This window comes from Pseudomonas sp. WHRI 8519 (assembly GCF_040224055.2).
Taxonomy (GTDB): Bacteria; Pseudomonadota; Gammaproteobacteria; order Pseudomonadales; family Pseudomonadaceae; genus Aquipseudomonas; species Aquipseudomonas putida_X.
This window is the reverse complement of the sequence record NZ_CP167996.1, coordinates 1,083,318-1,109,502: the sequence shown is the minus strand read 5'-3', so window position 1 is coordinate 1,109,502 and position 26,185 is coordinate 1,083,318. Positions and strand designations below refer to the sequence as shown.

21 protein-coding genes are annotated in these 26,185 nt (G+C 62.9%); 14 read left to right on the top strand and 7 right to left on the bottom strand.

Going from position 1 to position 26,185, the window contains the following annotated elements; translation table 11 throughout:
• The first annotated feature begins 147 nt into the window (after positions 1 to 147).
• The 6 genes from bglX (at position 148) to ABRP30_RS05065 (ending at position 8,679) form a co-directional block, all read left to right on the top strand.
• Complete coding sequence (bglX, locus tag ABRP30_RS05090) at positions 148 to 2,439, top strand: beta-glucosidase BglX (RefSeq protein WP_241804804.1); 2,292 nt, start codon at positions 148 to 150, stop codon at positions 2,437 to 2,439.
• 82 nt (positions 2,440 to 2,521) lie between these two features.
• Positions 2,522 to 4,279: an ATP-binding protein gene (locus ABRP30_RS05085; protein ID WP_349976201.1), complete on the top strand. Its 1,758-nt coding sequence runs from the start codon at positions 2,522 to 2,524 to the stop codon at positions 4,277 to 4,279.
• On the top strand, positions 4,273 to 5,607 hold the full coding sequence (locus tag ABRP30_RS05080) for a sigma-54 dependent transcriptional regulator (protein ID WP_349976200.1): 1,335 nt from the start codon (positions 4,273 to 4,275) through the stop codon (positions 5,605 to 5,607). Before ABRP30_RS05085 ends, ABRP30_RS05080 begins: the two co-directional genes overlap by 7 nt.
• 276 nt (positions 5,608 to 5,883) lie before the next feature.
• Positions 5,884 to 7,203, top strand: a complete 1,320-nt coding sequence (locus ABRP30_RS05075) for an MFS transporter (RefSeq protein WP_241804801.1) — start codon at positions 5,884 to 5,886, stop codon at positions 7,201 to 7,203.
• Positions 7,204 to 7,591: 388 nt separating this feature from the next.
• A complete protein-coding gene (locus ABRP30_RS05070; RefSeq protein WP_349976199.1) occupies positions 7,592 to 7,957 on the top strand; it encodes a heme utilization protein in 366 nt (121 codons plus the stop codon).
• Between the two features lie 116 nt (positions 7,958 to 8,073).
• Positions 8,074 to 8,679, top strand: coding sequence for a flavin reductase family protein (locus ABRP30_RS05065; RefSeq protein WP_349976198.1), 606 nt, complete (start codon positions 8,074 to 8,076; stop codon positions 8,677 to 8,679).
• Here ABRP30_RS05065 and ABRP30_RS05060 read toward each other — a convergent pair whose 3' ends face one another.
• Together ABRP30_RS05060 and ABRP30_RS05055 are read right to left on the bottom strand one after the other, a co-directional pair.
• Positions 8,680 to 8,913, bottom strand: coding sequence for a hypothetical protein (locus ABRP30_RS05060; protein WP_349976197.1), 234 nt, complete (start codon positions 8,911 to 8,913; stop codon positions 8,680 to 8,682).
• Positions 8,914 to 8,970: 57 nt separating this feature from the next.
• Complete coding sequence (locus ABRP30_RS05055; protein ID WP_241804797.1) at positions 8,971 to 9,264, bottom strand: antibiotic biosynthesis monooxygenase family protein; 294 nt, start codon at positions 9,262 to 9,264, stop codon at positions 8,971 to 8,973.
• 202 nt (positions 9,265 to 9,466) lie between these two features.
• Between ABRP30_RS05055 and ABRP30_RS05050 the strand changes: the two genes are divergently transcribed.
• On the top strand, positions 9,467 to 10,387 hold the full coding sequence (locus ABRP30_RS05050) for an AraC family transcriptional regulator (RefSeq protein WP_349976196.1): 921 nt from the start codon (positions 9,467 to 9,469) through the stop codon (positions 10,385 to 10,387).
• Positions 10,388 to 10,399: 12 nt separating this feature from the next.
• Here the strand turns inward: ABRP30_RS05050 and ABRP30_RS05045 are convergent, their stop codons facing one another.
• A complete protein-coding gene (locus ABRP30_RS05045) occupies positions 10,400 to 12,037 on the bottom strand; it encodes a 5-guanidino-2-oxopentanoate decarboxylase (protein ID WP_349976195.1) in 1,638 nt (545 codons plus the stop codon).
• A gap of 111 nt (positions 12,038 to 12,148) precedes the next feature.
• Here ABRP30_RS05045 and ABRP30_RS05040 point away from each other — a divergent pair, with 111 nt between their 5' ends.
• The gene (locus ABRP30_RS05040; RefSeq protein WP_349976193.1) at positions 12,149 to 13,024 is read left to right on the top strand and encodes a LysR substrate-binding domain-containing protein; all 876 of its coding nucleotides are present in this window, start codon (positions 12,149 to 12,151) and stop codon (positions 13,022 to 13,024) included.
• 106 nt (positions 13,025 to 13,130) lie between these two features.
• Here the strand turns inward: ABRP30_RS05040 and ABRP30_RS05035 are convergent, their stop codons facing one another.
• Positions 13,131 to 14,000, bottom strand: coding sequence for an oxaloacetate decarboxylase (locus tag ABRP30_RS05035; protein WP_241804793.1), 870 nt, complete (start codon positions 13,998 to 14,000; stop codon positions 13,131 to 13,133).
• A gap of 394 nt (positions 14,001 to 14,394) precedes the next feature.
• On the opposite strand from ABRP30_RS05035, the gene ABRP30_RS05030 reads away from it, so the two are divergent.
• Positions 14,395 to 15,846, top strand: a complete 1,452-nt coding sequence (locus ABRP30_RS05030; protein ID WP_267821267.1) for an MDR family MFS transporter — start codon at positions 14,395 to 14,397, stop codon at positions 15,844 to 15,846.
• Positions 15,847 to 15,919: 73 nt separating this feature from the next.
• Here ABRP30_RS05030 and ABRP30_RS05025 read toward each other — a convergent pair whose 3' ends face one another.
• Positions 15,920 to 16,552 (bottom strand): TetR family transcriptional regulator, encoded by a 633-nt coding sequence (locus tag ABRP30_RS05025; protein ID WP_267821265.1) that lies wholly within the window; start codon positions 16,550 to 16,552, stop codon positions 15,920 to 15,922.
• A gap of 256 nt (positions 16,553 to 16,808) precedes the next feature.
• Here ABRP30_RS05025 and ttgA point away from each other — a divergent pair, with 256 nt between their 5' ends.
• The 5 genes from ttgA to ABRP30_RS05000 all read left to right on the top strand — a co-directional run bounded on the left by ttgA (position 16,809) and on the right by ABRP30_RS05000 (position 24,946).
• A complete protein-coding gene (gene ttgA, locus ABRP30_RS05020) occupies positions 16,809 to 17,963 on the top strand; it encodes a toluene efflux RND transporter periplasmic adaptor subunit TtgA (RefSeq protein ID WP_267821263.1) in 1,155 nt (384 codons plus the stop codon).
• Positions 17,964 to 17,966: 3 nt separating this feature from the next.
• Positions 17,967 to 21,119 carry a multidrug efflux RND transporter permease subunit TtgB gene (gene ttgB, locus ABRP30_RS05015; RefSeq protein ID WP_267821260.1) on the top strand — a complete coding sequence of 1,051 codons (3,153 nt, stop codon included), beginning with the start codon at positions 17,967 to 17,969 and terminating at the stop codon, positions 21,117 to 21,119.
• Positions 21,116 to 22,570, top strand: coding sequence for an AdeC/AdeK/OprM family multidrug efflux complex outer membrane factor (locus ABRP30_RS05010; protein ID WP_349976191.1), 1,455 nt, complete (start codon positions 21,116 to 21,118; stop codon positions 22,568 to 22,570). Before ttgB ends, ABRP30_RS05010 begins: the two co-directional genes overlap by 4 nt.
• A gap of 457 nt (positions 22,571 to 23,027) precedes the next feature.
• Positions 23,028 to 24,281 (top strand): OprD family porin, encoded by a 1,254-nt coding sequence (locus ABRP30_RS05005; RefSeq protein WP_349976190.1) that lies wholly within the window; start codon positions 23,028 to 23,030, stop codon positions 24,279 to 24,281.
• 152 nt (positions 24,282 to 24,433) lie between these two features.
• Positions 24,434 to 24,946, top strand: a complete 513-nt coding sequence (locus ABRP30_RS05000; protein WP_241804786.1) for a DUF962 domain-containing protein — start codon at positions 24,434 to 24,436, stop codon at positions 24,944 to 24,946.
• 34 nt (positions 24,947 to 24,980) lie between these two features.
• On the opposite strand, the gene pcaC is transcribed toward ABRP30_RS05000, so the two are convergent.
• Entirely contained in the window at positions 24,981 to 25,379 is a 399-nt protein-coding gene (gene pcaC, locus ABRP30_RS04995) for a 4-carboxymuconolactone decarboxylase (RefSeq protein ID WP_349976189.1), read from the bottom strand.
• 10 nt (positions 25,380 to 25,389) lie between these two features.
• Entirely contained in the window at positions 25,390 to 26,181 is a 792-nt protein-coding gene (pcaD, locus tag ABRP30_RS04990) for a 3-oxoadipate enol-lactonase (protein ID WP_241804784.1), read from the bottom strand.
• Positions 26,182 to 26,185 lie beyond the last annotated feature (4 nt).

Below are 26,185 nucleotides of genomic sequence, written 5' to 3'. Positions count from 1 at the left end.
CACGCGGGCGATCCTCAGCGAGCGACATAATCAGGCATAATCCGCCGCTGGAATTAATGCCGGTAAATCGTACAACAATAGCCGCCTGAAAACTTCTGCCGCGCGCGTATCACTGTGGATACGGCACAGGCCTCGACAACGGGATTCATGATGAAACTGTCTTTGCTGGGCCTGGCCTTGGGCCTTGCCAGTCAGGCGGCCCTTGCCGCCCCCACCGCCCCGCCCCTGCAGGACAAGCAGGCATTCATCGAGCATCTGATCAGCCAGATGACCGAGGCAGAAAAGATCGGCCAGTTGCGCCTGATCAGCATCGGCCCGGAGATGCCACGGGAAAAGATCCGTGAGGAAATCGCCGCAGGCCGTATCGGCGGTACCTTCAACTCGCGCACCGCCCCCGAGAACCGGCCCATGCAGGACGCCGCCATGCGCAGCCGCCTGAAGATTCCGATGTTCTTCGCCTACGACACCATCCACGGCGAGCGCACCATTTTCCCGATCGGCCTGGGGCTGGCGGCCACCTGGGACATGGACGCCATCGCCAAGGTCGGCCGCACGTCGGCCATCGAAGCCGCCGCCGACGCCCTGGACATGACCTTTGCGCCCATGGTCGACATCGCCCGCGACCCTCGCTGGGGCCGCACCAGCGAGGGCTTCGGTGAAGACACCTACCTGACCTCGCGGATCGGCCAGGCGATGGTGCGCTCGTTCCAGGGCAGCAGCCCGGCCAACGCCGACAGCATCATGGCCATCGTCAAGCACTTCGCCCTGTATGGCGCGGTGGAAGGCGGGCGCGACTACAACACAGTCGATATGAGCCTGCCCAAGATGTACAACGACTACCTGCCGCCCTACCGCGCCGCGCTCGACGCCGGTGCCGGCGGGGTGATGGTGGCGCTGAACTCGATCAACGGCGTGCCGGCCACCTCCAATACCTGGCTGATGAACGACCTGCTGCGCAAGGAGTGGGGCTTCAAGGGCGTGACCATCAGTGACCATGGCGCCATCCAGGAGCTGATCCGCCATGGCGTTGCCCATGATGGTCGCGAAGCGGCCAAACTGGCGATCAAGGCCGGCATCGACATGAGCATGAACGACACCCTGTACGGCGAAGAGCTGCCAGGGCTGCTCAAGTCAGGCGAGGTGACCCAGGCCGAACTGGACCAGGCCGTGCGCGAAGTACTGGGCGCCAAGTATGAAATGGGCCTGTTCAAGGACCCGTACGTGCGTATCGGCAAAGCCGAAACCGACCTTAAGGATTACTACGGCGAGGACCGGCTGCACCGTGAGGCCGCGCGCGACGTGGCGCGCCGCAGCCTGGTGCTGCTGGAAAACCGCAAGCAGACTCTGCCGCTGAAAAAAACCGGCACCATTGCCCTGGTCGGCCCGCTGGCCGATGCGCCGATCGACATGATGGGCAGCTGGGCTGCCGACGGTAAGCCGATGCACTCGGTCACCGTGCGCGAAGGCCTGCGCCGCGCCGTCGAGGGCAAGGCCAAGCTGGTCTATGCCAAAGGCTCCAACGTTACCGGCGACAAGGCGATCGTCGATTACCTCAACTTCCTCAACTTCGATGCTCCGGAAATCGTTGACGATCCGCGCCCGGCCGCAGTGCTGATCGATGAAGCGGTCAAGGCAGCGAAACAATCCGATGTGGTGGTGGCGGTGGTGGGCGAGTCCCGCGGCATGTCCCACGAGTCGTCCAGCCGCACCACCCTGGAGATCCCGGCCAGCCAGCGCGAGCTGATCAAGGCCCTGAAAGCCACCGGCAAGCCGCTGGTGCTGGTGCTGATGAACGGCCGGCCGCTGTCGATCGCCTGGGAACGCGAACAGGCCGATGCCATCCTGGAAACCTGGTTCGCTGGCACCGAGGGCGGCAATGCCATCGCCGACGTGCTGTTCGGTGACTACAACCCGTCGGGCAAGCTGGCCATTACCTTCCCGCGCTCGGTCGGGCAGATCCCGATGTACTACAACCACACGCGCATTGGCCGCCCGTTCACCCCAGGCAAGCCGGGCAACTACACCTCACAGTACTTCGAAGAGCCAAACGGCCCGCTGTATCCATTCGGTTACGGCTTGAGCTACAGCACTTTCGAACTGTCGGGGCTGAACCTGTCGCACAAGGACCTCAAGCGCGGCGACACGCTGGAGGCCAAGGTGACGGTGAAGAACACCGGCAACGTCGATGGCGAGACCGTGGTCCAGTTGTACCTGCAGGATGTCGCGGCCTCCATGAGCCGTCCGGTCAAAGAGCTCAAGAACTTCCAGAAAGTGATGCTCAAGGCCGGAGAGTCGCGGACCTTGGCCTTCCGTATCAGCGAAGAAGACCTGAAGTTCTTCAATGGGCAGCTGCAGCGGGTCGCTGAGCCTGGCGCGTTCAATGTCCAGGTCGGCCTGGACTCAGAGGCGGTGCAACAAAAGGGCTTCAACCTGCTGTAACGGCCCTGCAAGCCTTACCGTCCTCTCGCTGGCTTGACGGCGACAGGACGGTACGGACAACCCCATCATCCGGACCTGCCCCATGCCATTTTCCCTTCGCGCCCTGCGTTTGGGGCTGATCACCCTGCTGATCCTGGCCGGCACTGCGCTCAGTGCCGGCTGGGCCATGCAACAGGCCAAGCGCCAAGCCATGGAGGAGGATGCCCGCCGCGCCAGCCAACAGTTGGGGCTGTACGCCACCTCGCTGCATACCTTGATCGAACGCTATCGCGCCCTGCCTGCGGTGCTGGCGCTGGACCCTGAACTGATCCAGGCACTGCGCGGCCCGATCAGCGAGCCGGTGCAGAACGCACTCAACCGCAAGCTCGAACGCATCAATGGTGCCGCCAATTCCTCCACCCTGGAACTGCTCGACAGCACCGGGCTGGCCGTGGCGGCCAGCAACTGGCGGCTGCCCACCACCTACGTAGGCTCCAACTACGGCTTTCGCCCGTATTTCAAGCAAACCCGCAGCCAGGGCAGCGGCCGCTTCTATGCCGTGGGCGTGACCAGCGGCGTGCCGGGGTATTTCCTGTCCAGTGCAGTCACCGATGAACAAGGGCGCTTTCTCGGGGCCATGGTGGTCAAGCTGGAGTTTCCCGAACTTGAACGCGAGTGGCGCCAGGGCAACGACATCCTACTGGTCAGCGACGCCCGCGGTATCACCTTCATCGCCAACCAGGACGGCTGGCGCTACCGCGAACTGCAACCGCTCAGCGGTCCCGATCGGGCAGAACTGGCCGAGACCCGCCAGTACGACAAGCAGCCGCTGGTAGCGCTGCAGCATCAGGTGCTGACCCGCTTCGCCAGCAACAGCACCCTCAGCCGCGTACAGGGGCCTGATGGGCCGGCCGAGTACCTGTGGGAAAGCCTGCCGCTGGAAAGTGAAGACTGGACCTTGCACCTGTTGCGCAAACCACAACTGGCCGCCGATGGCCGTAACGCAGCCCTGGGCGCAGCCGCCGCGTGGCTGAGCCTGGTGTTCGCCGCACTGTTGGTCAGCCAGCGGCTGCGCCTGGCCCGCTTGCGCCGGCGCAGCCGCGAAGAGCTCAAGCGCCAGGTGGAAGAGCGCACCCGCGAGCTGCGTACCGCCCAGGAGGGCCTGGTGCAGTCGGCCAAGCTGGCCGCACTGGGGCAGATGTCAGCCGCCATGGCCCACGAGATCAACCAGCCACTGACAACCCAGCGCATGCAACTGGAGACCCTGCGCCTGCTGCTCGATCACGGCCGCTACGAAGAGGCACGCCAGGCGCTGGAGCCGCTGGAGCAGATGCTCACGCGCATGGCTGCGCTGACCAGCCACCTGAAAACCTTCGCCCGTAACAGCCCGGTCGGCCTGCGCGAGCGGCTGGACCTGGCGACCGTCGTCGATCAGGCCTTGCACCTGCTGGACACACGCATCCGTAACGACGAGGTCGAAGTGGCGCTCTACCTGGCCCGCCCGGCATGGGTGCGCGGTGATGCGATCCGCCTGGAGCAGGTGCTGATAAACCTGCTGCGCAACGCCCTCGACGCCATGGCCGACAAACGTTACAAACGCCTGGAAATCCGCATCGAGCCCGAGCACGATCAATGGCGCCTGAGCGTGCTCGACTCTGGCGGCGGGATTGCCGAGCCCGACCTGGCCAAAGTGTTCGACCCTTTCTTCACCACGAAACCCGTGGGTGAGGGGCTCGGCCTGGGCCTGGCGATTTCCTATGGCATCATCCATGAGGCCGGCGGCCAGCTGCAGGCCGAAAACCTGCCAGGCGGTGCGCGCCTGAGCCTAACTCTGCCCCGCGACCTGGAGCCTGTATGTTGAATTCAGTGATCGTCGTCGATGATGAAGCCAGCATTCGAAGCGCCGTCGAGCAATGGTTGAACCTGTCAGGTTTCAACGTGCAGTTGTTCGCCCGCGCCGAGGACTGCCTGGCTCAGTTGCCCCGTCATTTTCCAGGGGTCGTGATCAGTGACGTGCGCATGCCGGGCATGGGTGGCTTGCAGCTGCTCGAGCGCGTGCAGGCCGATGACCCGGACCTGCCGATCATCCTGCTGACCGGGCATGGCGATGTGCCGATGGCGGTGGAAGCCATGCGCAACGGTGCCTATGACTTCCTGGAAAAACCTTTCACCCCACAGCACCTGCTCGGTAGCCTGCGCCGCGCGCTGGAGAAGCGCCAACTGGTGCTGGAGAATCGCCGCCTGCATGAGCAGGCAGACCTCAAGTCGCGCCTGGAATCCACGCTTCTGGGTATGTCCCAAGGCCTGCAACAATTGCGTCGGCAGGTGCTGGACCTGGCCAGCCTGCCGGTCAATGTGCTCATCCGCGGCGAAACCGGCAGTGGCAAGGAGCGCGTGGCGCGCTGCCTGCACGACTTCGGCCCGCGTGCCGGCAAACCCTTCGTGGCACTCAACTGCGCAGCCATTCCTGAGTCGCTGTTCGAAGCCGAGCTGTTCGGCCACGAAAGCGGTGCCTTTACCGGCGCCCAGGGCAAGCGCATCGGCAAGCTCGAATATGCCAACGGCGGCACGGTATTTCTCGATGAAATAGAAAGCATGCCACTGGCCCAGCAAGCCAAACTGCTGCGGGTGATCCAGGAGCAGAAGCTGGAAAGGCTGGGGGCCAATCAGAGCATCAGTGTGGACCTGCGAATCATCGCTGCAACCAAGCCTGACTTGCTTGAAGAAGCGCGGGCCGGGCGCTTTCGCGAAGACCTGGCCTACCGCCTGAATGTCGCCGAGCTGCGCCTGGCGCCGTTGCGCGAGCGGCGCGAGGACATCCCGCTGTTGTTCGAACATTTCGCCCATGCCGCAGCGCAGAAACTCGGCCGCTCAGCCCCGCCGCTGTCGGCTACGCAACTGGCGCAGCTGCTGTCACATGACTGGCCGGGCAACGTGCGGGAACTGGCCAATGCCGCCGAACGCCACGCCCTGGGTTTGGGTTCGCCGAGCCTGGACAGCTTGCCTGCAGGCCATTCCCTGGGAGCGCAGATGGAAGCGTTCGAGGCGCAATGCCTGCGCGCGGCACTGCGCTTGCACAAGGGCGAAATCAAAGGGGTGATGCACGACCTGCAACTGCCCAGGCGCACCCTCAACGAAAAAATGCAGCGCCATGGGCTGGTACGCGAGGATTTCATCGCAAGGGAATGAGCGGAAATCCGCCTATAGGCTTACCTCAATAAGCAAAAATCCGCTTACTGCTACGCATTTTCATAGGCCTGCCCTGCAGTTCCTCACCTGCGAGCTCGCGCCGATGCAACCGCGACGGGCCAGCAGCAGCGCGCCTCCCGTGGCCCCGGCACGCCCACGAACAGCGCGACGCGCCCTCAAATGAATCACCACGCACCCGTTTGGCACACCTTCTGCAATCTTGCTGGCAAGCTGCGCTTCGGCGCGCTCCACAAAAACAACGAGAAGGTATCCCTGATGGATAACGCCACCTCCCTGCCAACCGGGGCAGCTGTCGCGCCCGCCGCAGAAAGAACCACCGCCAGCCGCCTCAAGTCGATCTTCAGCGGCTCCATCGGCAACATGGTCGAATGGTACGACTGGTACGTCTACGCAGCATTCTCGCTGTATTTCGCCAAGGCCTTCTTCCCGGCCGGCGACTCCACCGCACAACTGCTCAACACTGCCGCGATCTTCGCCGTGGGCTTCCTCATGCGCCCGATCGGTGGCTGGCTGATGGGCCTTTACGCCGACCGCAAGGGGCGCAAGGCTGCGTTGATGGCGTCTGTGCTGCTGATGTGCGCCGGCTCCCTGGTTATCGCCCTGACGCCGGGTTACGAAACCATCGGCGTCGCCGCCCCCGTCCTGCTGGTCATCGCCCGCCTGCTGCAGGGCCTGTCGGTGGGTGGTGAATACGGCACCTCGGCTACCTACCTCAGCGAAATGGCCAGCAAGGACCGCCGTGGTTTCTTCTCCAGCTTCCAGTACGTCACCCTGATCTCCGGCCAGCTCATCGCCCTGGCGGTACTCATCGTTCTGCAGCAGACGCTGACCACCGAGCAACTGTATGCCTGGGGCTGGCGCGTGCCGTTCGTGATTGGCGCACTGTGCGCGGTGGTCGCGCTGTATCTGCGCCGTGGCATGGAAGAAACCGCCTCGTTCACCAAGAAGGAAAAGGCCAAGGAAAGCCTGATGCGCACCCTGATGCGCCACCCCAAGGAACTGATGACCGTGGTCGGCCTGACCATGGGCGGCACCTTGGCCTTCTATACCTACACCACCTACATGCAGAAGTACCTGGTCAACACCGTCGGCATGAGCATCAGTGATTCGACCACCATCTCGGCGGCCACGCTGTTCCTGTTCATGTGCCTCCAGCCAATCATTGGCGGCCTGTCCGACAAGATCGGCCGTCGCCCGATCCTGATTGCCTTTGGCGTGCTGGGCACCCTGTTCACCGTGCCGATCCTCAGCACCCTGCACACCATCCAGACCTGGTGGGGTGCGTTCTTCCTGATCATGGCCGCGTTGATCATCGTCAGCGGTTACACCTCGATCAACGCCGTGGTCAAGGCGGAACTGTTCCCGACCGAGATCCGCGCGCTGGGCGTCGGTCTGCCTTACGCCCTGACCGTCTCGATCTTCGGCGGCACCGCAGAATACGTAGCCCTGTGGTTCAAGAGCGCCGGGATGGAGAGCGGTTTCTACTGGTACGTCACAGCGTGCATCGCTTGTTCGTTGTTGGTGTACGCAACCATGAAGGACACCAAGCAGCATTCGCGGATTACTACTGACTGACCGTGATCCTGCGGTTTGAAAAGGGGCGCCCAAGTAACTGGGCGCCCCTTTTTTCGTTGTGCAAAAACGCATTTGTGATGCCGCTGAGTGCAGGGTTCGAGTGTTCTGCCGCCCGTGACACCTGCCCTTCAGCCAACCCAACACCCGCCTTAACTCCGCATTAATTCCGCTGCGCCATCCTGCAGACGCTGATAAGCCCATTGCACGCGAACTGCCTCACCGGCGTTCCGGTGGCTTCACCAAGTGCGATGTTCGCCATTGGCGGGCCCAAAAACATCTACTAATTCGATTTATTAGCGCGGATTTTTGCGCTTTTTAATCAAATTAATCGGCGTAGCATTGAACCCATAGAAACGAAACACCTCTTGAACCCAACGGAGCAACGACCATGAAAAACAAACTGATCCTTACCCTGGCCTTCTCGGTTTTCGCCACTGGCGCCTTTGCCGAAGATGGATTCGATCGCACCAACAGCCACAGCTTCGCAGCGGCCCACAGCCAAGCGGCCACTTACGCTGAAGACGGTTTCGACCGTACCGGTGCACAGCGCTTCGCCGAAGACGGCTTCGACCGCACTGGCGCACAACGCTTCGCCGAAGATGGCTTCGACCGCACTGGCGCTCAACGCTTTGCCGAAGACGGCTTCGACCGCACTGGCGCACAACGCTTCGCCGAAGATGGCTTCGACCGCACTGGCGCACAACGCTTCGCCGAAGACGGCTTCGACCGCACCAACGCCCACCGCATCAGCTGATCCCTGATGCGTGCCACCAGCCCGGCCTCGGTCGGGCTTGATCATTTCCAGGCGGGCACAAGCTTGGCACACTAGGCGCCTCGTCCCCTCTGGAGGTAGGGCCCCAAGCCCCGCAGATGTACTACTACGAACCCGCCAAAGGCCACGGCCTGCCCCACGACCCGTTCAATGCCATCGTCGGCCCACGTCCGATCGGCTGGATCTCCTCCCAGGACCGCGAAGGCCGCTTGAACCTCGCGCCCTACAGTTTCTTCAACGCCTTCAACTACATCCCGCCAATCATCGGTTTCTGCAGCGTCGGGCGCAAAGACAGCCTGAACAATATCGAGCAGACCGGCGAGTTCGTCTGGAACCTGGCCACCCGCCCGCTGGCCGAAGCCATGAACCAGAGCTGCGCAGCCGTACCGGCAGAGGTCAACGAATTCGACTTGAGCGGGTTGAGCGCAACCCCGTCGAGCCTGGTGAAGGTGCCCCGCGTGGGCGAAACCCCGGTGGCCTTCGAATGCAAGGTGAGCCAGATCGTCCAGCTCACGCGGGCCGACCAGGAGCCGGTGCCGAGCTGGCTGATACTGGGCGAAGTGGTGGCGGTGCACATCGCTGAGCACCTGCTCAAGGAGGGTATCTACGATACCGCGGCCGCCGAGCCGATCTTGCGAGGCGGAGGCCCGGCGGACTACTTCGAACTGGGCAACCTGTTCAAGATGAGAAGGCCACAGGTGTGATCACCAGAGCAATTCGCCTTCTTCACCCACGCCCTTGAGGCGATCAAGCTCAGCGCAGGCGGCCTCGTCGGCCGCCATGGCGCTCTTGAACACCTGGCCATCGAGCACCTTGTGGAAACGCGGCGCTCCCCCCATGCCCAAGGCCTTGACCGCGATAGCAGCGTGGTAACCGCCGCCCTCCACCGGGACCATCGCCGAAACCGCTTCGAAATGCGGGAATTCTTTACGTGCCATTGTTGCAATCCGCGTCGTTGATCAAGGGGCGGGATTCTACCCCGCGCGGCGTGGCATTCAACCAAAGGTATGCAGATCCAGGCTGCTGACCACCTGGGCTTGCACCAGCTCGCCGAACACCTGCAGGGCTGGCGACTCGAAATAACCTGTCATCGCCTGCTGGTCACGCCAGCTCCCGCTGAGCAGCCACAGATCGGCATCGGCCTGCGAGCGCTGTACGGTAAAGCTCAGGCAGCCAGGCGCGCTCAGCGAGGGTTCGAGCAGGTCCCGCAAACGCACGCCGAGCTCTGCCGAGCGACCACTGCTGGCACGGATGAAAGCCAAATGGGTGACCGGTTGTAGAAGGGCCATTGCACGATCTCCTTGGAGCAGATGGACGGGAAAACCAGGCTGCCAAGATTAGTGGCGCCCTCGCGCGGCGCGTTAGGCCATTACTGCACGCCGATTGCCTGATCCTGCCGCGCGGCAGGATCAGGCAATCGACGTGCAGCTTTGGACTAGCGCCCACCCTTGCCCAAACCTATGCTGCGTCGGTCAGCAGAGGAAAGCCATCATGACCACCGTCCCGTCCATTGATCCGACTCTGGAAGTGCAGCGCCAGGAACTGGCCGAGCTGATCGGACGACATGCAGGCGAGGCCCACGGCCCCGCGTCGGCCATCGACGACCTGTACCTGGTGCGCTACACCGAGAATGTGCGCTCGGTGCCGACCTTGGCCCAGCCGGCCCTGTGTGTCCTTGCCCAGGGCAGCAAGACGCTGTTTCTGGGCGACGAGCAGTATGCCTACGACCCGCTGCACTACATGGTGGTGTCGGTGACCCTGCCGCTCAGCGGCGCGAAGCTCGATGCCAGCCCGGAAAACCCCAGCCTGGGCCTGCGCCTGGACCTCGACCCGGCCGAGATCAGCCAGTTGATCGCCGAAAGCGGACCGATGCTGGTGCCCAACCTGCCCTCAGGCCGCGGCCTGTACGTGGAAAGGACCGACCCGCAACTGCTCGACGCGCTGCTGCGCCTGATTCGCCTGCTGGAAACGCCGCGTGACATCGCCATGCTCGCGCCGCTGATCCGCCGGGAAATCCTTTACCGACTGCTGCGCGGCCCTCAGGGCTACCGCCTGTATGAAATAGCCCTGGCCAACAGCCAGACGCACCGGGTGTGCCAAGCCATTACCTGGCTCAACCAGAACTTCCAGCAGCCGCTGCGCATCGAGGACCTGGCGCGTGAGGTCAACCTCAGCACGTCAACCTTGCACCACAGGTTCAAGGCCGTGACCTCCATGAGCCCGTTGCAATACCAGAAGCAATTGCGCCTGCAGGAGGCCCGCCGCCTGATGCTCAACGATGGCCTCGAGGCGGCAGTGGCAGGTTATCGGGTGGGCTACGAAAGCCCCTCGCAGTTCAGCCGCGAATACAGCCGGCTGTATGGCGCCCCGCCGATTCGGGATGTGGCACGGCTGCGGGCCAGTGCCGGGTGATGGTTTACGGGCTCAGCCTTTGACCGCTGCCTGCCACTGGTTCTGATCGACCTGGATCAACGTCGGCCCATTACGCTCCACGGCCCTCCCCAGGGCCGCCTGCAGCTGCTGCACATCGCCGACCTGTTCCGCTTCAGCCCCCAAGGCACGTGCCACGCCGATGAAATCAGGGGTATGGATATCCACCCCGACCGGCTCGATGGCACGGTTGACCATGTACTTCTTGATTTCCTCATAGCCCTGGTTGTTCCACAACAGCACGATAAGCGGCACCTGGGCCTCCACCGCACTGGCCAGCTCCGGCAAAGTGAACTGCAGCCCACCGTCCCCGATCAGGCACACTGCCGGGGCACGCGCGGCGGGTCGCTCGGCACTGCCCAGCCACGCCCCCATCGCCGCTGGCAGCGCATAACCCAAGGTGCCGTAGCCGGTCGAGGCATTGAACCAGCGGCGTGGCTGGTCCATATCCAGGGTCAGGTTGCCGCTGTACACAGGCTGCGTCGAATCGCCCACCAGGATGGCGTTGGGCAAACGTTCCAGGATGCTGGTCAGCAAACGGGTCTGGCTCAGGGTTGGCGAGTCCCATGTCGCGCTCAGTGACGCGCGCAGGCGCGCTACGCGTGCCGCCCCCCACGCGCCATCGCGAGCAGGCTGTGGCAGGTCGTGCAGGGCATCGAGCAGTGCCTGCGCTGCCAGCTCGGCATCGGCGACCAGCGCCAGCTCCGGCAAGTAGTTGCGTACGGTCTGGTCCGGATCGATGTCGATGCGCAGCAGTGCGCCAGGGATTTCAAAGCCGCCCTTGAATGTCACGTCGTAGTCGGTTTCAGCCAGCTCGGTGCCAATCGCCAGCACGACATCTGCCTCTGCCACCAGCGCACGGGTAGCGACCAGCGACTGGGTCGAACCGATCTGCAACGGATGGTCAGAGGGCAGCAGGCCCTTGGCATTGATGGTGAGTGCCACCGGTGCCTGCAGATACTCGGCCATGCGCGCCAACGCAGGGCCGGCAGCCAACGCACCGCCGCCGGCCAGGATCAATGGCTTGCGCGCCTTGCCCAGACGTTCGGCCATCCGTGCCACCGCCTGCGGCGCGGCGCCCGCTCGGCTACTGCGCACAGGGCGCCCCGGTAGCAAGTGGTCGGCAGGCTCGACCAGCACATCCAACGGAATCTCGATATGAACCGGGCGCGGCCGGGCGCCATCGAAGACGGCGAACGCGCGCGCCAGTACCTGCGGCAAGTCATCAGCGCTCATCAAGGTGTGCGAGAACGCGGCCACCCCAGCCACCAGGGCGCTCTGATTGGGCAGCTCGTGCAGCTTGCCACGCCCCCCGCCCAGCTGGCTGCGCGACTGCACGCTGGAAATCACCAGCATCGGGATCGAATCAGCGTAAGCCTGGCCCATCGCGGTGGTGATGTTGGTCATCCCGGGGCCGGTGATGATGAAACATACCCCCGGCGTGCCACGCGTTCGCGCATAGCCGTCAGCCATGAAGCCCGCGCCTTGCTCGTGGCGCGGTGTGACATGCCGGATCGACGAGCCCGCCAGGCCTCGGTAGAGTTCCACGGTATGCACGCCGGGAATGCCGAAAACATGGTCAACGCCATAGCTTTCGAGGAGTTTGACCAGTACTTCGCCGCAGGTAGCCATCACGTTTCACCTTGTATCCGTTGGAATCTGCGCTCATTGGACCCAACCGGGGCTATCGCGACAAGGCAAAAAAAAACATACTAGCCATGTCTTTAAATCATGGCTTGAGCGATGAAACGCCTACCACCGCTTTCCTCCCTGCACACCTTCCTGATCACCGCCCAGCACTGCAACTTCACCCGTGCCGCACAGCAGTTGCATATCACCCAGGGCGCCGTCAGCCGGCAGATCGCTGGGCTCGAAGAGCACCTGGGGTACGCCTTGTTCCAGCGCCAGGCCCGTGGCCTGAGCCTGACCCGTGAAGGGCAAGACTGGCTGCCGCGCGTGCAGCAGGTATTTGCCTTGATCGATCAGGGCGTGCGGGAAGTGGGCGGGCGCAGCGCGACCCTCCAGCTCAAGGCGCCGACCTGCGTGATGCGCTGGTTGCTGCCGCGCCTGATGGAATGGCAGGCGCTGCGCCCGGATGTGCCTGTGGAGCTGACCACCACAGTGCAGCATGGCGTGGATTTTCGTCGTGAAGGGTTCGATGCAGCGGTCGTCTACGGCGATGCGCCGAACCATGGGCTGCAGGTGTGCAAGCTGTTCGATGAACAGCTCACGCCGGTATGCGCCCCCTCGTTACTGGCAGGGCCGGTGCCACTGAAAGAGGTTGGGGACCTTCAGCGCCACATGCTGCTGCACCCCTCGCGTGATGAACATGACTGGCGCCTATGGCTACAAGCCGCTGGGGTCGCCTTCGACACTCAAGGGCCCAGGCAGCATTTCGAAACCTTGGACATGGCCATGGCAATGGCCTCCCAGGGCACCGGGGTGGCCATAGGTGATTGGGCGCTGATAGGTGACGACCTGAAAAGCGGCAGGCTGTGCATGCCGTTCGGGCTCAAGGTGATGACCGGCAAAGGCTATTACCTGGCCTGTCAGGCCAGGAATGTGCCGCCTGGGCTGGTCGAGTTGATGGCTTGGCTGCAAGCGCGCGCCAACCGCTGAACGGCTGGGCCCGAAGCGCGGCAGTATCGGCAAGCACCGGCCAACGAATGCCCTAGGGTGCTTGCCCGTTGAGCGCCGCCCGCCAAACGGAACGGCGCCATGCCGGTCACTCGTCGACGCTCATGTATTCCTTGGCCCAGCGGATGTAGTCCTCAGGCTGGGTGTAGGTGTGCGACAGCTCGGTGGCGGTGAGGTTTTCCGACTTGTTCTGCCGACCGCGCTGCAGGCGCAGGCAGTCATAAGTGGCCTTGATCGCGGCAAAATAGGCGGCATGGCCATCGACCACGATCCGCACGCCAAGGCGCGCCAGGCGCTCATCGTCGTGCAGGTTCGGGTTGGCATAGGTCACCAGCATCAGCGGCACGCTCAGGTGCTCGGCAATCTGCTCCAGTTGCTCGAAGTCTTTGACACCCACCATGCAGATGGCGTCGGCACCGGCCTTCTGGTAGCTCTGTGTGCGCACGATGATTTCTTCGGTACTGAGCACACCGGCGTTGGTCCGGGCAATGATCGACAGCGACGCGTCTACCCGTGCCTCCAGCGCCGCACGGATCTTGCCAACGCCCTCCTCGACCGGGATCAGGTCGGTGGACTTGCGCCCGAACTGGGCCGGCAGCAGCGTGTCTTCGATCGTCAGCGCAGCCACACCGGCGCGTTCCAGTTCGACGACCGTGCGCATGACGTTCAGCGCATTGCCATAACCGTGGTCGGCATCGGCGAGCACCGGCAGCTGGGCCACCCGGCCGATGCGGGTAGCCTGCTCGACGAACTCACTCAGCGTGATAAGGGCGAAGTCTGGTGCGGCCAGCACCTGCAGCGAGGCGACCGAGCCGCCGAGAATGCCGACTTCAAAGCCCAAGTCAGCGGCGATACGCGCCGACATCGGGTCGAACACGGACGCCGTGTGATAGCAGGAACCTGAAGCGAGCAGCTCGCGGAAGGCAAAACGCAGATCTTGATGGGAAGCCTTGGGCATGATCACTCCGCTTATACGTAAAAATGAACGGTTGCTACCGCCCCCTGAATCGGGTCTACCTGACCTGTTCCAACCGTCGCCATCTGGGCGGTCATGCTCGACATGCAGGCAGAGGAATAAAAGGTGTGGGAAACAGCGGCACTGGAAACCTGCGACATAATGTTGCACCACGCTGGTGCAGCCCAAGGTTTCAAGGCTCTGCGGCCTATGCACGATATCACGCGGCCATGCAGCACTGGATGAATGCGCCAATGCCGATCTTGCATAGGCGATGCAGATAGTGGATAGGTAGCTACCTAAGTCGGGTTACAATTGCACACTTGATTGCACACTTGATGCCGACCCGTTTCGCGGGCCGGCCAAGCCACCGCCGTCCTTCAAACAAGGTACCCCCGTGACCGCCGCCCTGCCTCCTGCTGGCCTGCGTAACGTGCTCAACGCGTTGATGCTGGCCATTTTCCTTGGCGCCCTGGACCAGACCATCGTCGCCGTCTCACTGCCCGCCATTTCGGCGCAGTTCAATGACGTCGGGCTGCTGGCCTGGGTGATTTCGGGCTACATGGTGGCGATGACCGTGGCGGTGCCGATCTACGGCAAGCTAGGGGACCTGTATGGGCGCCGGCGCATGATCCTTACCGGCATCAGTCTGTTCACCCTGGCCTCCATCGCCTGCGCCCTGGCCCAAGACATGCAGCAACTGGTGCTGGCGCGCGTACTGCAAGGCATCGGTGCGGGCGGAATGGTCTCGGTGAGCCAGGCGATCATCGGCGACTTCGTGCCGCCGCGCGAGCGTGGGCGCTACCAGGGCTATTTCAGCAGCATGTATGCCGCAGCGAGTGTGGCAGGGCCGGTGCTAGGTGGCTGGCTGACCGAATACCTGTCGTGGCGCTGGGTGTTCTGGATCAACCTGCCCTTGGGCATGGTCGCCCTCTGGGCCCTCCACCGCGCCCTACGGGGCATACCCGTGCAACGGCGGCGGGCCCAGGTGGACTATGTGGGGGCGGTTTTGTTGATCCTTGGCCTGGGCAGCCTGCTGCTGGGCATTACCCTGGTCGGCCAGGGCCATGCCTGGACTGCGCCCGCCGTGGTGGCCCTGTTCGCCTGCGCCGGGCTTGGCGCGGCCTTGTTCATCGGGCATGAACGTCGCTGCCAGGAGCCATTGCTGCCACTGGGGCTGTTCGGCAACCGGGTTGCCGTGCTGTGCTGGGCGGTGATTTTCTTCGCCAGCTTCCAATCGATCTCTCTGACCATGCTGATGCCCCTGCGTTACCAGGGCATCACCGGGGCCGGGGCCGACAGCGCGGCGCTACACCTGCTGCCTTTGGCCATCGGCTTGCCTATCGGTGCATTCACCGGCGGGCGCATGACCAGCTTCACTGGCCGCTACAAGCCGCAGATCCTCGCCGGTGCGTTGCTGATGCCGGTGGCAATCTTCGCCATGGCCATCACCCCACCACAGTCGGGCGTACTCAGCGCGCTCTTCATGTTGTTCACGGGGATCGCCTGCGGGCTGCAGTTCCCGACATCGCTGGTAGGCACACAGAGCGCCGTGGACAGCAAGGACATCGGCGTGGCCACCAGCACGACCAACCTGTTCCGCTCATTGGGCGGCGCGATGGGCGTGGCATGCATGTCCAGCGTACTGCTGGCATTGCTGCATCAGGGTGGGTTCGAGTTGCTGGGTAATCCGTTGCTGGGGAGCCTGCAGGCAGGCGAAGCGGACCCAGCAACCCAGGCACGATTACTGCAAACCTTCAGGTACCTGCTGCTGGGCAGCGCCGCAGTGGCGATGCTCGGGCTGATCGCGGCGGTGGCATTGCCAGACCGGCAGTTGCGTGGACGCTAGGGGCACACCTTGAAGGTATTAATCATCCCTTAATACTCAGGGAAAACACTCCCTCACACTCCTTAACAAAGTGTCATTTGCGCAACGCCGGGCTCCAGCGCAGCATATCCAGCCCGGTGTCCACCCATTGATCGGCATCGCGCAACAGATCGAAGCTGTCTGGCAGGAGCAACCAGCGCCCGATCAGGCCATCGACATAGGCAAACAGGGCCACGGCCGCTCGCTCCACATCCAGCCCGGCCGGCAACTGTTCACGGCGTACGGCATTGGCCAACGCCAAGGTAATGCCTTCGTGGCAATCCAGCACCGCGCCTTGGCGCTGCTGGCGAATTTCACACATGTCATCGGTGAACTCGCACTTGTGATGCAAGATCTCATTGATACGCCGGGTCCGGGCGTCGAGCACCAGCTCGTTGAACACTTGCAACAGCAGCTTGCGCATGCAGCCAAGAGGGTCCAGCTCGTCCTCGCTTTCACTGGCGCGCGCCAAGTGGTCATGGGTTTCGTGCAGGCTGTCGAGCAGCGCCTGCACCAACTCCGCCTTGTTGTTGAAATGCCAGTAGATGGCACCGCGGGTCACGCCCGCCAGCTCGGCGATGTCAGCAAGGGTGGTTCGTGCAACCCCACGCTTGTAGAAAGCCTTTTCCGCCGCCTCGATGATCTGAGTTCGGGTTTCCTGGGCTTCTTCTTTGGTTCGACGGACCATGGCAGTACAACCTCATCTGGGCCCACAGGCACGCTGCCGGTGGGGAATCCGCCGGGGTCACCTCTGAAGGGCGCCTCCGGATGGGCTAATCAAGGGGCCGGATAGTAGCCAAGTACCACCCTATGGTATTTACAAACAACCATGAATGTAAGTATATTCGTTAGTAAGCTATTTATCCAACCTGATAGCATTTTTTCTGACAAGACTCTTCCATTACTCTTGAGCGTCTCCCTGCTCTAGCGACCCGAGGATCCTCATGCAATTCAAGCCAGCCGTTACCGCTCTGGTTTCCGCCGTCGCCCTGGCAACTCTGCTAAGTGGCTGTAAGAAAGAAGAAGCCGCGCCCGCAGCACAGGCTCCTCTGGTCGGCGTCGTGACAATCCAGCCCCAGGCCTTCACCTTGACCTCCGAGCTGCCGGGGCGCACCAGCGCCTATCGCGTTGCCGAAGTGCGCCCACAGGTCAATGGCATCATTCTCAAGCGCCTGTTCAAGGAAGGCAGCGACGTCAAGGCCGGTCAGCAGCTGTACCAGATCGACCCTGCCGTCTACGAGGCGACCTTGGCCAACGCCCAGGCCAACCTGCAGGCCACCCGCTCGCTGGCCGAGCGCTACAAGCAGCTGATCGACGAACAGGCGGTGTCCAAGCAGGAATACGACGACGCCAATGCCAAACGATTGCAGGCCGAGGCCGCGCTCAAGAGCGCCCAGATCGATCTGCGCTATACCAAGGTACTGGCGCCGATCAGTGGCCGTATCGGTCGCTCGTCGTTCACCGAAGGTGCGCTGGTGAGCAATGGCCAGACCAATGCCATGGCTACCATCCAGCAACTCGACCCGATCTACGTCGATGTCACGCAGTCCACCGCCGAGTTGCTCAAACTGCGTCGTGACCTGGAAAGTGGCCAGCTGCAGAAGTCCGGCGACAACGCCGCCTCCGTCCAGTTGGTGCTTGAAGACGGCAGCCTGTTCAAGCAGGAAGGTCGCCTGGAGTTCTCCGAAGTGGCGGTCGACGAGACCACAGGTTCGGTGACGCTGCGCGCCATCTTCCCCAACCCTGACCACACCCTGCTGCCCGGCATGTTCGTGCACGCGCGGCTCAAGGCCGGGGTCAACAGCAATGCCATCCTGGCCCCGCAGCAAGGCGTGACCCGTGACCTCAAGGGTGAACCGACTGCGCTGGTAGTCAACCAGGAGAACAAGGTCGAACTGCGCCAGCTCAAGGCCAGCCGCACCCTGGGCAGCGATTGGCTGATCGAAGAAGGCCTGAACCCGGGCGACCGCCTGATCACCGAAGGCCTGCAGTACGTGCGCCCAGGTGTCGAGGTCAAGGTCGGCGATGCCACCAACGTCAAGAAACCGGGCAGCCCTGATCAGGCCAGCTCGGCCAAAGCAGACGCCAAAGCGGAGTAAACCATGTCGAAGTTCTTTATCGATCGCCCGATCTTCGCCTGGGTGATCGCCTTGGTGATCATGCTCGTCGGCGCTTTGTCGATCCTGAAGCTGCCGATCAACCAGTACCCGAGCATCGCGCCGCCGGCCATCGCCATCTCCGTGACCTACCCGGGCGCCTCGGCGCAAACCGTGCAGGACACCGTGGTGCAGGTGATCGAGCAGCAGCTCAACGGCATCGACAACCTGCGTTATGTGTCCTCGGAAAGCAACTCCGACGGCAGCATGACCATCACCGCCACCTTCGAGCAGGGCACCAACCCTGATACCGCGCAGGTTCAGGTACAGAACAAGCTGAACCTGGCCACCCCACTGCTGCCGCAGGAAGTGCAGCAGCAAGGTATCCGCGTCACCAAGGCAGTGAAGAACTTCCTGATGGTGATCGGCCTGGTGTCAGAAGACGGCACCATGACCAAGGATGACCTTGCCAACTACATCGTTTCCAACATGCAGGACTCGATTTCGCGTACGGCAGGTGTGGGTGACTTCCAGGTATTCGGTGCACAGTACGCAATGCGTATCTGGCTCGATCCGGCCAAGCTGAACAAATTCCAGCTGACCCCGGTCGACGTCAAGAACGCGGTCGCCGCGCAGAACGTGCAGGTCTCCTCCGGCCAGCTCGGTGGCCTGCCTGCCATGCCGGGCACCCAGCTGAACGCCACCATCATCGGCAAGACCCGCCTGCAGACCGCCGAGCAGTTCGAGAAGATCCTGCTCAAGGTCAACAGCGACGGTTCGCAGGTTCGCCTGAGTGATGTTGCCCAGGTCGGCCTGGGTGGCGAAAACTACGCCATCAGCGCCCAGTTCAACGGCAAGCCGGCCTCGGGCCTTGCGGTCAAGCTGGCAACCGGTGCCAACGCCCTGGATACCGCCACGGCCTTGCGCAACACCATCAGCGAGCTGGAGCCGTTCTTCCCGCCAGGGGTGAAAGCGGTATTCCCGTATGACACCACACCGGTGGTCACCGAATCGATCAGCGGGGTTATCCACACCCTGATCGAAGCCGTGGTCCTGGTATTCCTGGTGATGTACCTGTTCCTGCAGAACTTCCGCGCCACCATCATTACCACCATGACCGTACCGGTGGTATTGCTGGGCACCTTCGGCATCCTTGCCGCAGCGGGCTTCAGCATCAACACCCTGACCATGTTCGCCATGGTTCTGGCCATTGGCTTGTTGGTGGACGACGCCATCGTCGTGGTGGAGAACGTCGAACGGGTCATGTCCGAGGAAGGCTTGCCGCCCAAAGAGGCAACCAAGCGGTCGATGGAGCAGATCCAGGGCGCGCTGGTGGGCATCGCCCTGGTACTGTCGGCAGTACTGCTGCCGATGGCCTTCTTCGGTGGCTCCACGGGGGTGATCTACCGGCAATTCTCCATCACCATCGTCTCGGCCATGGGCCTGTCGGTGCTGGTGGCGCTGATCTTCACCCCGGCCCTGTGCGCCACCATGCTCAAGCCACTCAAAAAGGGCGAGCACCATGTAGCCAAAGGTGGCTTCTTCGGCTGGTTCAACCGTAACTTCGACCGCGGCGTGAACGGCTACGAGCGCAGCGTGGGCACCATCCTGCGCAACAAGGTGCCGTTCCTGCTGGGCTATGTCTTGATTGTCGTCGGCATGATCTGGCTGTTCACCCGCATCCCTACCGCGTTCCTGCCAGAGGAAGACCAGGGCGTACTGTTCGCCCAGGTACAGACCCCGGCCGGTTCCAGTGCCGAGCGCACCCAGGTGGTGATCGACAACATGCGTGATTACCTGCTCAAGGACGAAGCCGATACCGTGTCGTCGGTGTTCACCGTCAACGGCTTCAACTTTGCCGGTCGCGGGCAAAGCTCGGGCATGGCGTTCATCATGCTCAAGCCATGGGACGAGCGCACCAAGGAGAACAGCGTGTTCGGCCTGGCCGAGCGTGCCCAGCAGCACTTCTTCAGCTTCCGTGATGCGATGGTGTTCGCCTTCGCGCCGCCTGCGGTAATGGAACTGGGTAACGCCACCGGCTTCGACGTATTCCTTCAGGACCGTGGGGGCGTCGGCCATGCAAAACTGATGGAAGCGCGCAACCAGTTCCTGGCCAAGGCTGGCCAGAGCAAGGTGCTCAGCGGCGTGCGCCCGAACGGCCTGAACGATGAGCCGCAGTACCAGCTGACCATCGATGACGAACGTGCCAGCGCACTGGGCGTGACCATCTCCGACATCAACAACACCCTGTCGATTGCCTTGGGTGCCAGCTACGTCAACGACTTCATCGACCGCGGCCGGGTCAAGAAGGTGTACATCCAGGGCGAAGCGAACGCCCGGATGAGCCCGGAAGACCTGCAGAAGTGGTACGTGCGCAACGGCGAAGGCGAGATGGTGCCGTTCTCGTCCTTCGCCACCGGCGAGTGGACCTACGGTTCGCCCAAGCTCTCGCGCTACAACGGCGTCGAGGCGATGGAAATCCTCGGTGCCCCGGCCCCAGGCTACAGTACCGGTGAAGCCATGGCCGAGGTGGAACGTATCGCTGGCGAACTGCCGGACGGTATCGGCTACTCCTGGACCGGCATGTCCTACGAGGAAAAGCTCTCCGGCTCGCAGATGCCGGCACTGTTCGCCCTCTCGATCCTGTTCGTGTTCCTGTGCCTGGCTGCACTGTATGAAAGCTGGTCGATCCCGATCGCCGTCGTGCTTGTCGTTCCACTGGGCATCATCGGTGCGCTGATCGCCACCAGCCTGCGCGGCCTGTCCAATGACGTGTACTTCCTGGTCGGCCTGCTGACTACCATCGGCCTGGCGGCGAAGAACGCGATCCTGATCGTGGAATTCGCCAAGGAACTGCACGAGCAAGGCAAGAGCCTGTTTGACGCAGCGATCGAGGCATGCCGCATGCGTCTTCGCCCGATCATCATGACCTCGCTGGCATTCATCCTGGGCGTGGTACCGTTGACCATTTCCAGCGGCGCGGGCGCGGGCAGCCAGCATGCCATCGGTACTGGGGTAATTGGCGGCATGATCAGTGCGACCGTGCTGGCCATCTTCTGGGTACCGCTGTTCTTCGTCGCAGTGTCGTCGCTGTTCGGCAGCAAAAAGCCGGAAAAGGACGCCACCCCTGAAACTCCACGTTATGAGGCTGGGCAATGACCAAGTCTTTGTTGTCCCTTGCGGTAACCGCTTTCATTCTCGGCGGCTGCTCGCTGATCCCTGACTACCAGACCCCGGAAGCACCGGTGGCTGCGCAGTGGCCGCAAGGCCCTGCGTACTCGCCGACCGAGTCGGCCGATGTGGCCGCCGCCGAACAGGGCTGGCGCCAGTTCTTCCACGACCCAGCACTGCAGCAGTTGATCCAGACTTCGCTGGTCAACAACCGCGACCTGCGCGTGGCGGCGCTGAACCTCGATGCCTACCGTGCGCAGTACCGCATCCAGCGCGCTGACCTGTTCCCGGCGGTTTCGGCCACTGGCAGCGGCAGCCGCCAGCGCGTCCCGGCTGACCTGTCGACCACCGGCGAAGCCAACATCACCAGCCAGTACTCGGCCACCCTGGGTGTCAGCGCCTATGAGCTGGACCTGTTCGGCCGCGTACGCAGCCTGACCGAGCAGGCTCTGGAAACCTACCTGTCCAGTGAGCAGGCGCGGCGCTCCACGCAGATCGCCCTGGTGGCCAGCGTGGCCAACGCCTACTACACCTGGCAGGCCGACCAGGCGCTGTTCAAGCTGACCGAAGAAACGCTCAAGACCTACGAAGAAAGCTACAACCTGACCCGCCGCAGCAACGAAGTCGGTGTGGCGTCGGCGCTCGACCTCAGCCAGGCGCGCACCGCTGTGGAAGGGGCACGGGTCAAGTACTCGCAATACCAGCGCCTGGTAGCCCAGGACCTCAACAGCCTGGCTGTGCTGGTGGGTACCGGCATCCCGGCCGACCTGCCCAAGCCGCTGGGGCTCGATGCCGACCAGCTGGCGGAAGTGCCGGCTGGCCTGCCGTCGGACCTTCTTCAGCGCCGCCCGGACATTCAGGAAGCCGAACACCTGCTCAAGGCCGCCAATGCCAACATTGGCGCAGCGCGCGCAGCGTTCTTCCCGAGCATCAGCCTGACCGCCAACGCGGGCACCCTGAGCCCGGACATGGACGGGCTGTTCAAGGGTGGTTCGGGGACCTGGCTGTTCCAGCCGCAGATCAACCTGCCGATCTTCAACGCCGGCAGCCTGAAGGCCAGCCTGGACTATTCGAAGATCCAGAAGGACATCAACGTCGCCAAGTATGAAAAGACCATCCAGACCGCCTTCCAGGAAGTCTCCGATGGCCTGGCGGCGCGCAAGACCTTCGAAGAGCAGTTGCAGGCGCAACGTGACCTGGTGCAAGCGAACCAGGATTACTACCGCCTGGCCGAACGCCGTTACCGCATCGGCATCGACAGCAACCTGACCTTCCTCGATGCCCAGCGCAACCTGTTCAGTGCACAGCAGTCACTGATCACCGATCGCCTGTCGCAGCTGACCAGCGAGGTCAACCTGTATAAAGCGCTCGGCGGTGGCTGGTATGAGAAGACTGGCCAGGCCAATCAGCAGGCATCGGCGGCAATACCGAAGAGCTGAGTGCTCGGGTTGAAAGCACCAAGCCCATCCCTGGCGGTGCTGCCAGTCAGTCCGGCGTATTGGGGCCGCTTTGCGGCCCATCGCCGGCAAGCCGGCTCCCACAGAGATTTGGGCTGTACCCCAAAAGATGGAGGGATGTCCGCTATCTGAGGTGCACCCCAGAACTCTGTGTGTGGCTTGCCAGCGACGGGTGCGTAGCAGCCCTGAAAACGCTTACTGGCTGCCATGACTGCCAGGGATGTTTATACATCACCACGCTGCCTGACAAATAATTAACCACCTGGAACATTCCGTTCGATTATCGCCCGCTTCCGCTTGCGGCGAATTGCCTCACCGCTGCCCTCCCCCGCACCATCCTCCCCAGCAACACGTTGCCAATTTGACAGAAAAGACCCGCCCTGCAGGCCGCACGCTGCAGCGCACCGGTTCGCCAATAAAAACAAGAGATCCACGACAGATGAGCATTTCGCACCCCGCACGCCAGCTGCTGCCCGGCCTGTTGGCCATCTACTGCGCCCTCCCCGCATTGGCCGCCGAAGGCGGTTTCATGGAGGACGCCAAGGCCACCCTCAACCTGCGCAACTTTTACATCAACCGCAACTTCGTCGACCCGGCGCACTCCCAAGCCAAGGGCGAGGAATGGACGCAGAGTTTCATCCTCGATGCCCGCTCCGGCTTCACTCAGGGCGTCGTAGGCTTCGGCGTGGATGTGCTGGGCATGTACTCGGTCAAGCTCGACGGCGGCAAAGGCACCACCAACACCCACCTGCTACCGGTCCACGATGACGGCCGGCCTGCCGACGACTTCGGCCGCCTGGGCGTTGCGCTGAAAGCCAAGCTGTCGCAGACCGAGCTGAAAGTAGGCGAATGGATGCCCGTGCTGCCGATCCTGCGCTCGGATGACGGCCGGTCGCTGCCGCAGACCTTCCGTGGCGGCCAGCTCACCTCGAAAGAGATCGAGGGCCTGACCCTGTACGCAGGTCAGTTCCGCGCCAACAGCCCACGCAACGACGCAAGCATGGAAGACATGTCGCTCAACGGACGAGCGGCGTTCACCTCCGATCGTTTCAACTTTGGCGGTGGCGAATACACCTTCAACGACAAGCGCACGATGATCGGCGTGTGGGATGCCCAGCTCAAGGACATCTACCGTCAGCAATACATCAACCTGGTACATAGCCAGCCGCTGGGCGAATGGACCCTGGGCGCCAACCTCGGCTACTTCATCGGCAAGGAAGACGGCGCCGAACGTGCAGGCCAGCTCGACAACCGCACTGCCTCGGCGATGCTCTCTGCACGCTACAAGGGCAACACCTTCTACGTCGGCCTGCAGAAAGTCAGTGGCGACGATGCCTGGTTGCGGGTCAACGGCACCAGCGGTGGCACCCTGGCCAACGACAGCTACAACTCCAGCTTCGACAATGCCAAGGAACGGTCTTGGCAGGTGCGCCATGACTTCAACTTCGTCAGCGTCGGTATTCCGGGCCTGACCCTGATGAACCGCTACATCAAAGGTGACAATGTCACCTCTGGCAGCATCGACGACGGCAAGGAATGGGCGCGGGAAACCGAACTGGCCTACGTGGTGCAGTCGGGGTCATTCAAGGATCTTTCGGTGAAATGGCGCAACTCCACCATGCGCAGGGACTTCAGCACCAACGCGTTCGATGAGAACCGGTTGATCGTCAGCTACCCGTTGAACCTGTTGTGATCCCCCGGCCATCAGCCATGCGCAGTGCCACCATTCGCTAAGCTGATGATGGTGGTGCGCCACAGGCTATCCTGAGCATCATGAGTGGCCTGTGCCCCACCACGGCGGCACAGGCTACCCCATGCAGGCAGGCCACCGAGGGAGGAACGACAATGAAAAACCTCGTCGAACACCTGAGCCAGTACGCAAGCTACCACCGCGACCCACGCAATATCGCTACCCACTTCGTCGGCATTCCGCTGATCGTGCTGGCAGTGACCATCCTGCTGTCGCGCCCAGGCTGGGACGTGGCCGGGGTGTGGCTGTCCCCTGCCCTGCTGGCCGCTGCGGCGTCGGTGTGGTTCTACCTGCGCCTGGACCTGCGTTTCGGCTTGGTGATGGGCTTGCTGCTGGGGCTGTGCCTATGGGTTGGCCAGGCATTGGCGCTGCAAAGCACCGCGCTGTGGCTCAGTGCCGGGGCAGGAGCGTTCGTGCTGGGCTGGATCATCCAGTTCGTCGGGCATTACTACGAAGGCCGCAAGCCTGCCTTCGTCGACGATATCAGTGGGCTGATCATAGGGCCGCTGTTCGTGGTGGCAGAAGCGGCATTCATGCTGGGCATGTGCCCGGCGCTCAAGCAGGCTGTAGAGGCCAATGCCGGGCCGGTGGCGCTGCGCTCTGTGTAGGCGCGACCCAAGGCCGCCCCTACAGGCGTGAGCTTCACGGCTGTTGACGAGACTCTACACCCAGCTCATCCCACACCGACTCTGCCAGGTGGAAGGTGGCATTGGCCGCCGGGATACCACAGTAGATAGCGCTCTGCATCAGCACTTCCTTGATCTCATCACGGGTCACACCGTTGTTGGCCGCCGCGCGCAGGTGCAACCTGAGCTCATCGTTGCGGTTCATGCCGATCAGCATCGCGATGGTGATCAGGCTGCGCGTATGCCCTGGCAGGCCCGGGCGGGTCCAGATATCACCCCAGGCATGGCGAGTGATCATTTCCTGGAACTCGCCATTGAAGTCGTTGAGTTTTTCCAGGCTGCGATCCACATGGGCATCGCCCAGTACCGCGCGGCGTACTTGCATGCCGGCGTCGTAGCGTTGTTTCTCATCCATGGCAGAGTCCTCAGCGAGCCAGCAGGAAGTCAAGTACGCGAAGGCTGAACGCCTCGCCGATCTCGACGTTGGACAAGTGCGCTGCCGGGAATTCGGCATAGGTGGCACCGATGATCGCGGCCTGCATGAAGCGGCCATGTTCCGGCGTGGTCACCACGTCCTCGGTACCGGCGACAACCAGCGTAGGCACCTGGATACGGCCGAGTTGCTCACGGTAGTCGGCATCGCGTACTGCCGCGCAGTTGGCGGCATAGCCCTGTGGAGAGGTCTGCGCGAGCATCTGGCAGATGCGCTGCGCCTGCTCAGGTTGAGCCTGGGCAAAAGCGGGGGTGAACCAGCGAGCGATCGAGGCGTCGCGCAGGTCGGCCATGGCTTGCTGCCCGCCTTTGAGCACCATGTCGATGCGGGTATTCCACACCTCGTCATTGGCGATCTTGGCAGCGGTATTGCACAGGGTCAGGCTGTGCAGGCGCTCGCCTGCATTGATCCCCAGCCACTGGCCGATCAGGCCACCCATGGACAGGCCAACGAAGTGGGCATGGGCGATATCCAGCGCATCGAGCAGCGCCAGTACATCACCGCCCAGTTGCTCGATGCTGTAGGGGCCCTCGGTGACCAGCGAAGCGCCGTGACCGCGGGTGTCGTAACGCAGTACACGGAAATGCTCGCTCCACAGCGGAATCTGGCTGTCCCACATGCCCAGGTCGGTCCCCAGGGAGTTGGACAGCACCAGCACCGGGGCATCATCCGGGCCATCGAGTCGATAGTTCAGTACGCCATCGGCCAGTTGCAAATGCGCCACAGCG

Excerpts from the sequence above, each read along its gene's own strand:
- ABRP30_RS05005 (WP_349976190.1), top strand. The coding sequence starts at position 23,028 with ATGAGCATTTCGCACCCCGCACGCCAGCTGCTGCCCGGCCTGTTGGCC.
- pcaC (WP_349976189.1), bottom strand. The coding sequence starts at position 25,379 with ATGGATGAGAAACAACGCTACGACGCCGGCATGCAAGTACGCCGCGCG.
- ABRP30_RS05045 (WP_349976195.1), bottom strand. The coding sequence starts at position 12,037 with ATGGCTACCTGCGGCGAAGTACTGGTCAAACTCCTCGAAAGCTATGGC.
- ABRP30_RS05050 (WP_349976196.1), top strand. The coding sequence starts at position 9,467 with ATGACCACCGTCCCGTCCATTGATCCGACTCTGGAAGTGCAGCGCCAG.
- ABRP30_RS05070 (WP_349976199.1), top strand. The coding sequence starts at position 7,592 with ATGAAAAACAAACTGATCCTTACCCTGGCCTTCTCGGTTTTCGCCACT.
- ABRP30_RS05025 (WP_267821265.1), bottom strand. The coding sequence starts at position 16,552 with ATGGTCCGTCGAACCAAAGAAGAAGCCCAGGAAACCCGAACTCAGATC.
- ttgB (WP_267821260.1), top strand. The coding sequence starts at position 17,967 with ATGTCGAAGTTCTTTATCGATCGCCCGATCTTCGCCTGGGTGATCGCC.
- ABRP30_RS05055 (WP_241804797.1), bottom strand. The coding sequence starts at position 9,264 with ATGGCCCTTCTACAACCGGTCACCCATTTGGCTTTCATCCGTGCCAGC.
- ABRP30_RS05035 (WP_241804793.1), bottom strand. The coding sequence starts at position 14,000 with ATGCCCAAGGCTTCCCATCAAGATCTGCGTTTTGCCTTCCGCGAGCTG.
- ABRP30_RS05010 (WP_349976191.1), top strand. The coding sequence starts at position 21,116 with ATGACCAAGTCTTTGTTGTCCCTTGCGGTAACCGCTTTCATTCTCGGC.
- ABRP30_RS05080 (WP_349976200.1), top strand. The coding sequence starts at position 4,273 with ATGTTGAATTCAGTGATCGTCGTCGATGATGAAGCCAGCATTCGAAGC.
- ABRP30_RS05075 (WP_241804801.1), top strand. The coding sequence starts at position 5,884 with ATGGATAACGCCACCTCCCTGCCAACCGGGGCAGCTGTCGCGCCCGCC.
- ABRP30_RS05000 (WP_241804786.1), top strand. The coding sequence starts at position 24,434 with ATGAAAAACCTCGTCGAACACCTGAGCCAGTACGCAAGCTACCACCGC.
- ABRP30_RS05060 (WP_349976197.1), bottom strand. The coding sequence starts at position 8,913 with ATGGCACGTAAAGAATTCCCGCATTTCGAAGCGGTTTCGGCGATGGTC.
- ttgA (WP_267821263.1), top strand. The coding sequence starts at position 16,809 with ATGCAATTCAAGCCAGCCGTTACCGCTCTGGTTTCCGCCGTCGCCCTG.
- ABRP30_RS05085 (WP_349976201.1), top strand. The coding sequence starts at position 2,522 with ATGCCATTTTCCCTTCGCGCCCTGCGTTTGGGGCTGATCACCCTGCTG.
- ABRP30_RS05040 (WP_349976193.1), top strand. The coding sequence starts at position 12,149 with ATGAAACGCCTACCACCGCTTTCCTCCCTGCACACCTTCCTGATCACC.
- bglX (WP_241804804.1), top strand. The coding sequence starts at position 148 with ATGATGAAACTGTCTTTGCTGGGCCTGGCCTTGGGCCTTGCCAGTCAG.
- ABRP30_RS05065 (WP_349976198.1), top strand. The coding sequence starts at position 8,074 with ATGTACTACTACGAACCCGCCAAAGGCCACGGCCTGCCCCACGACCCG.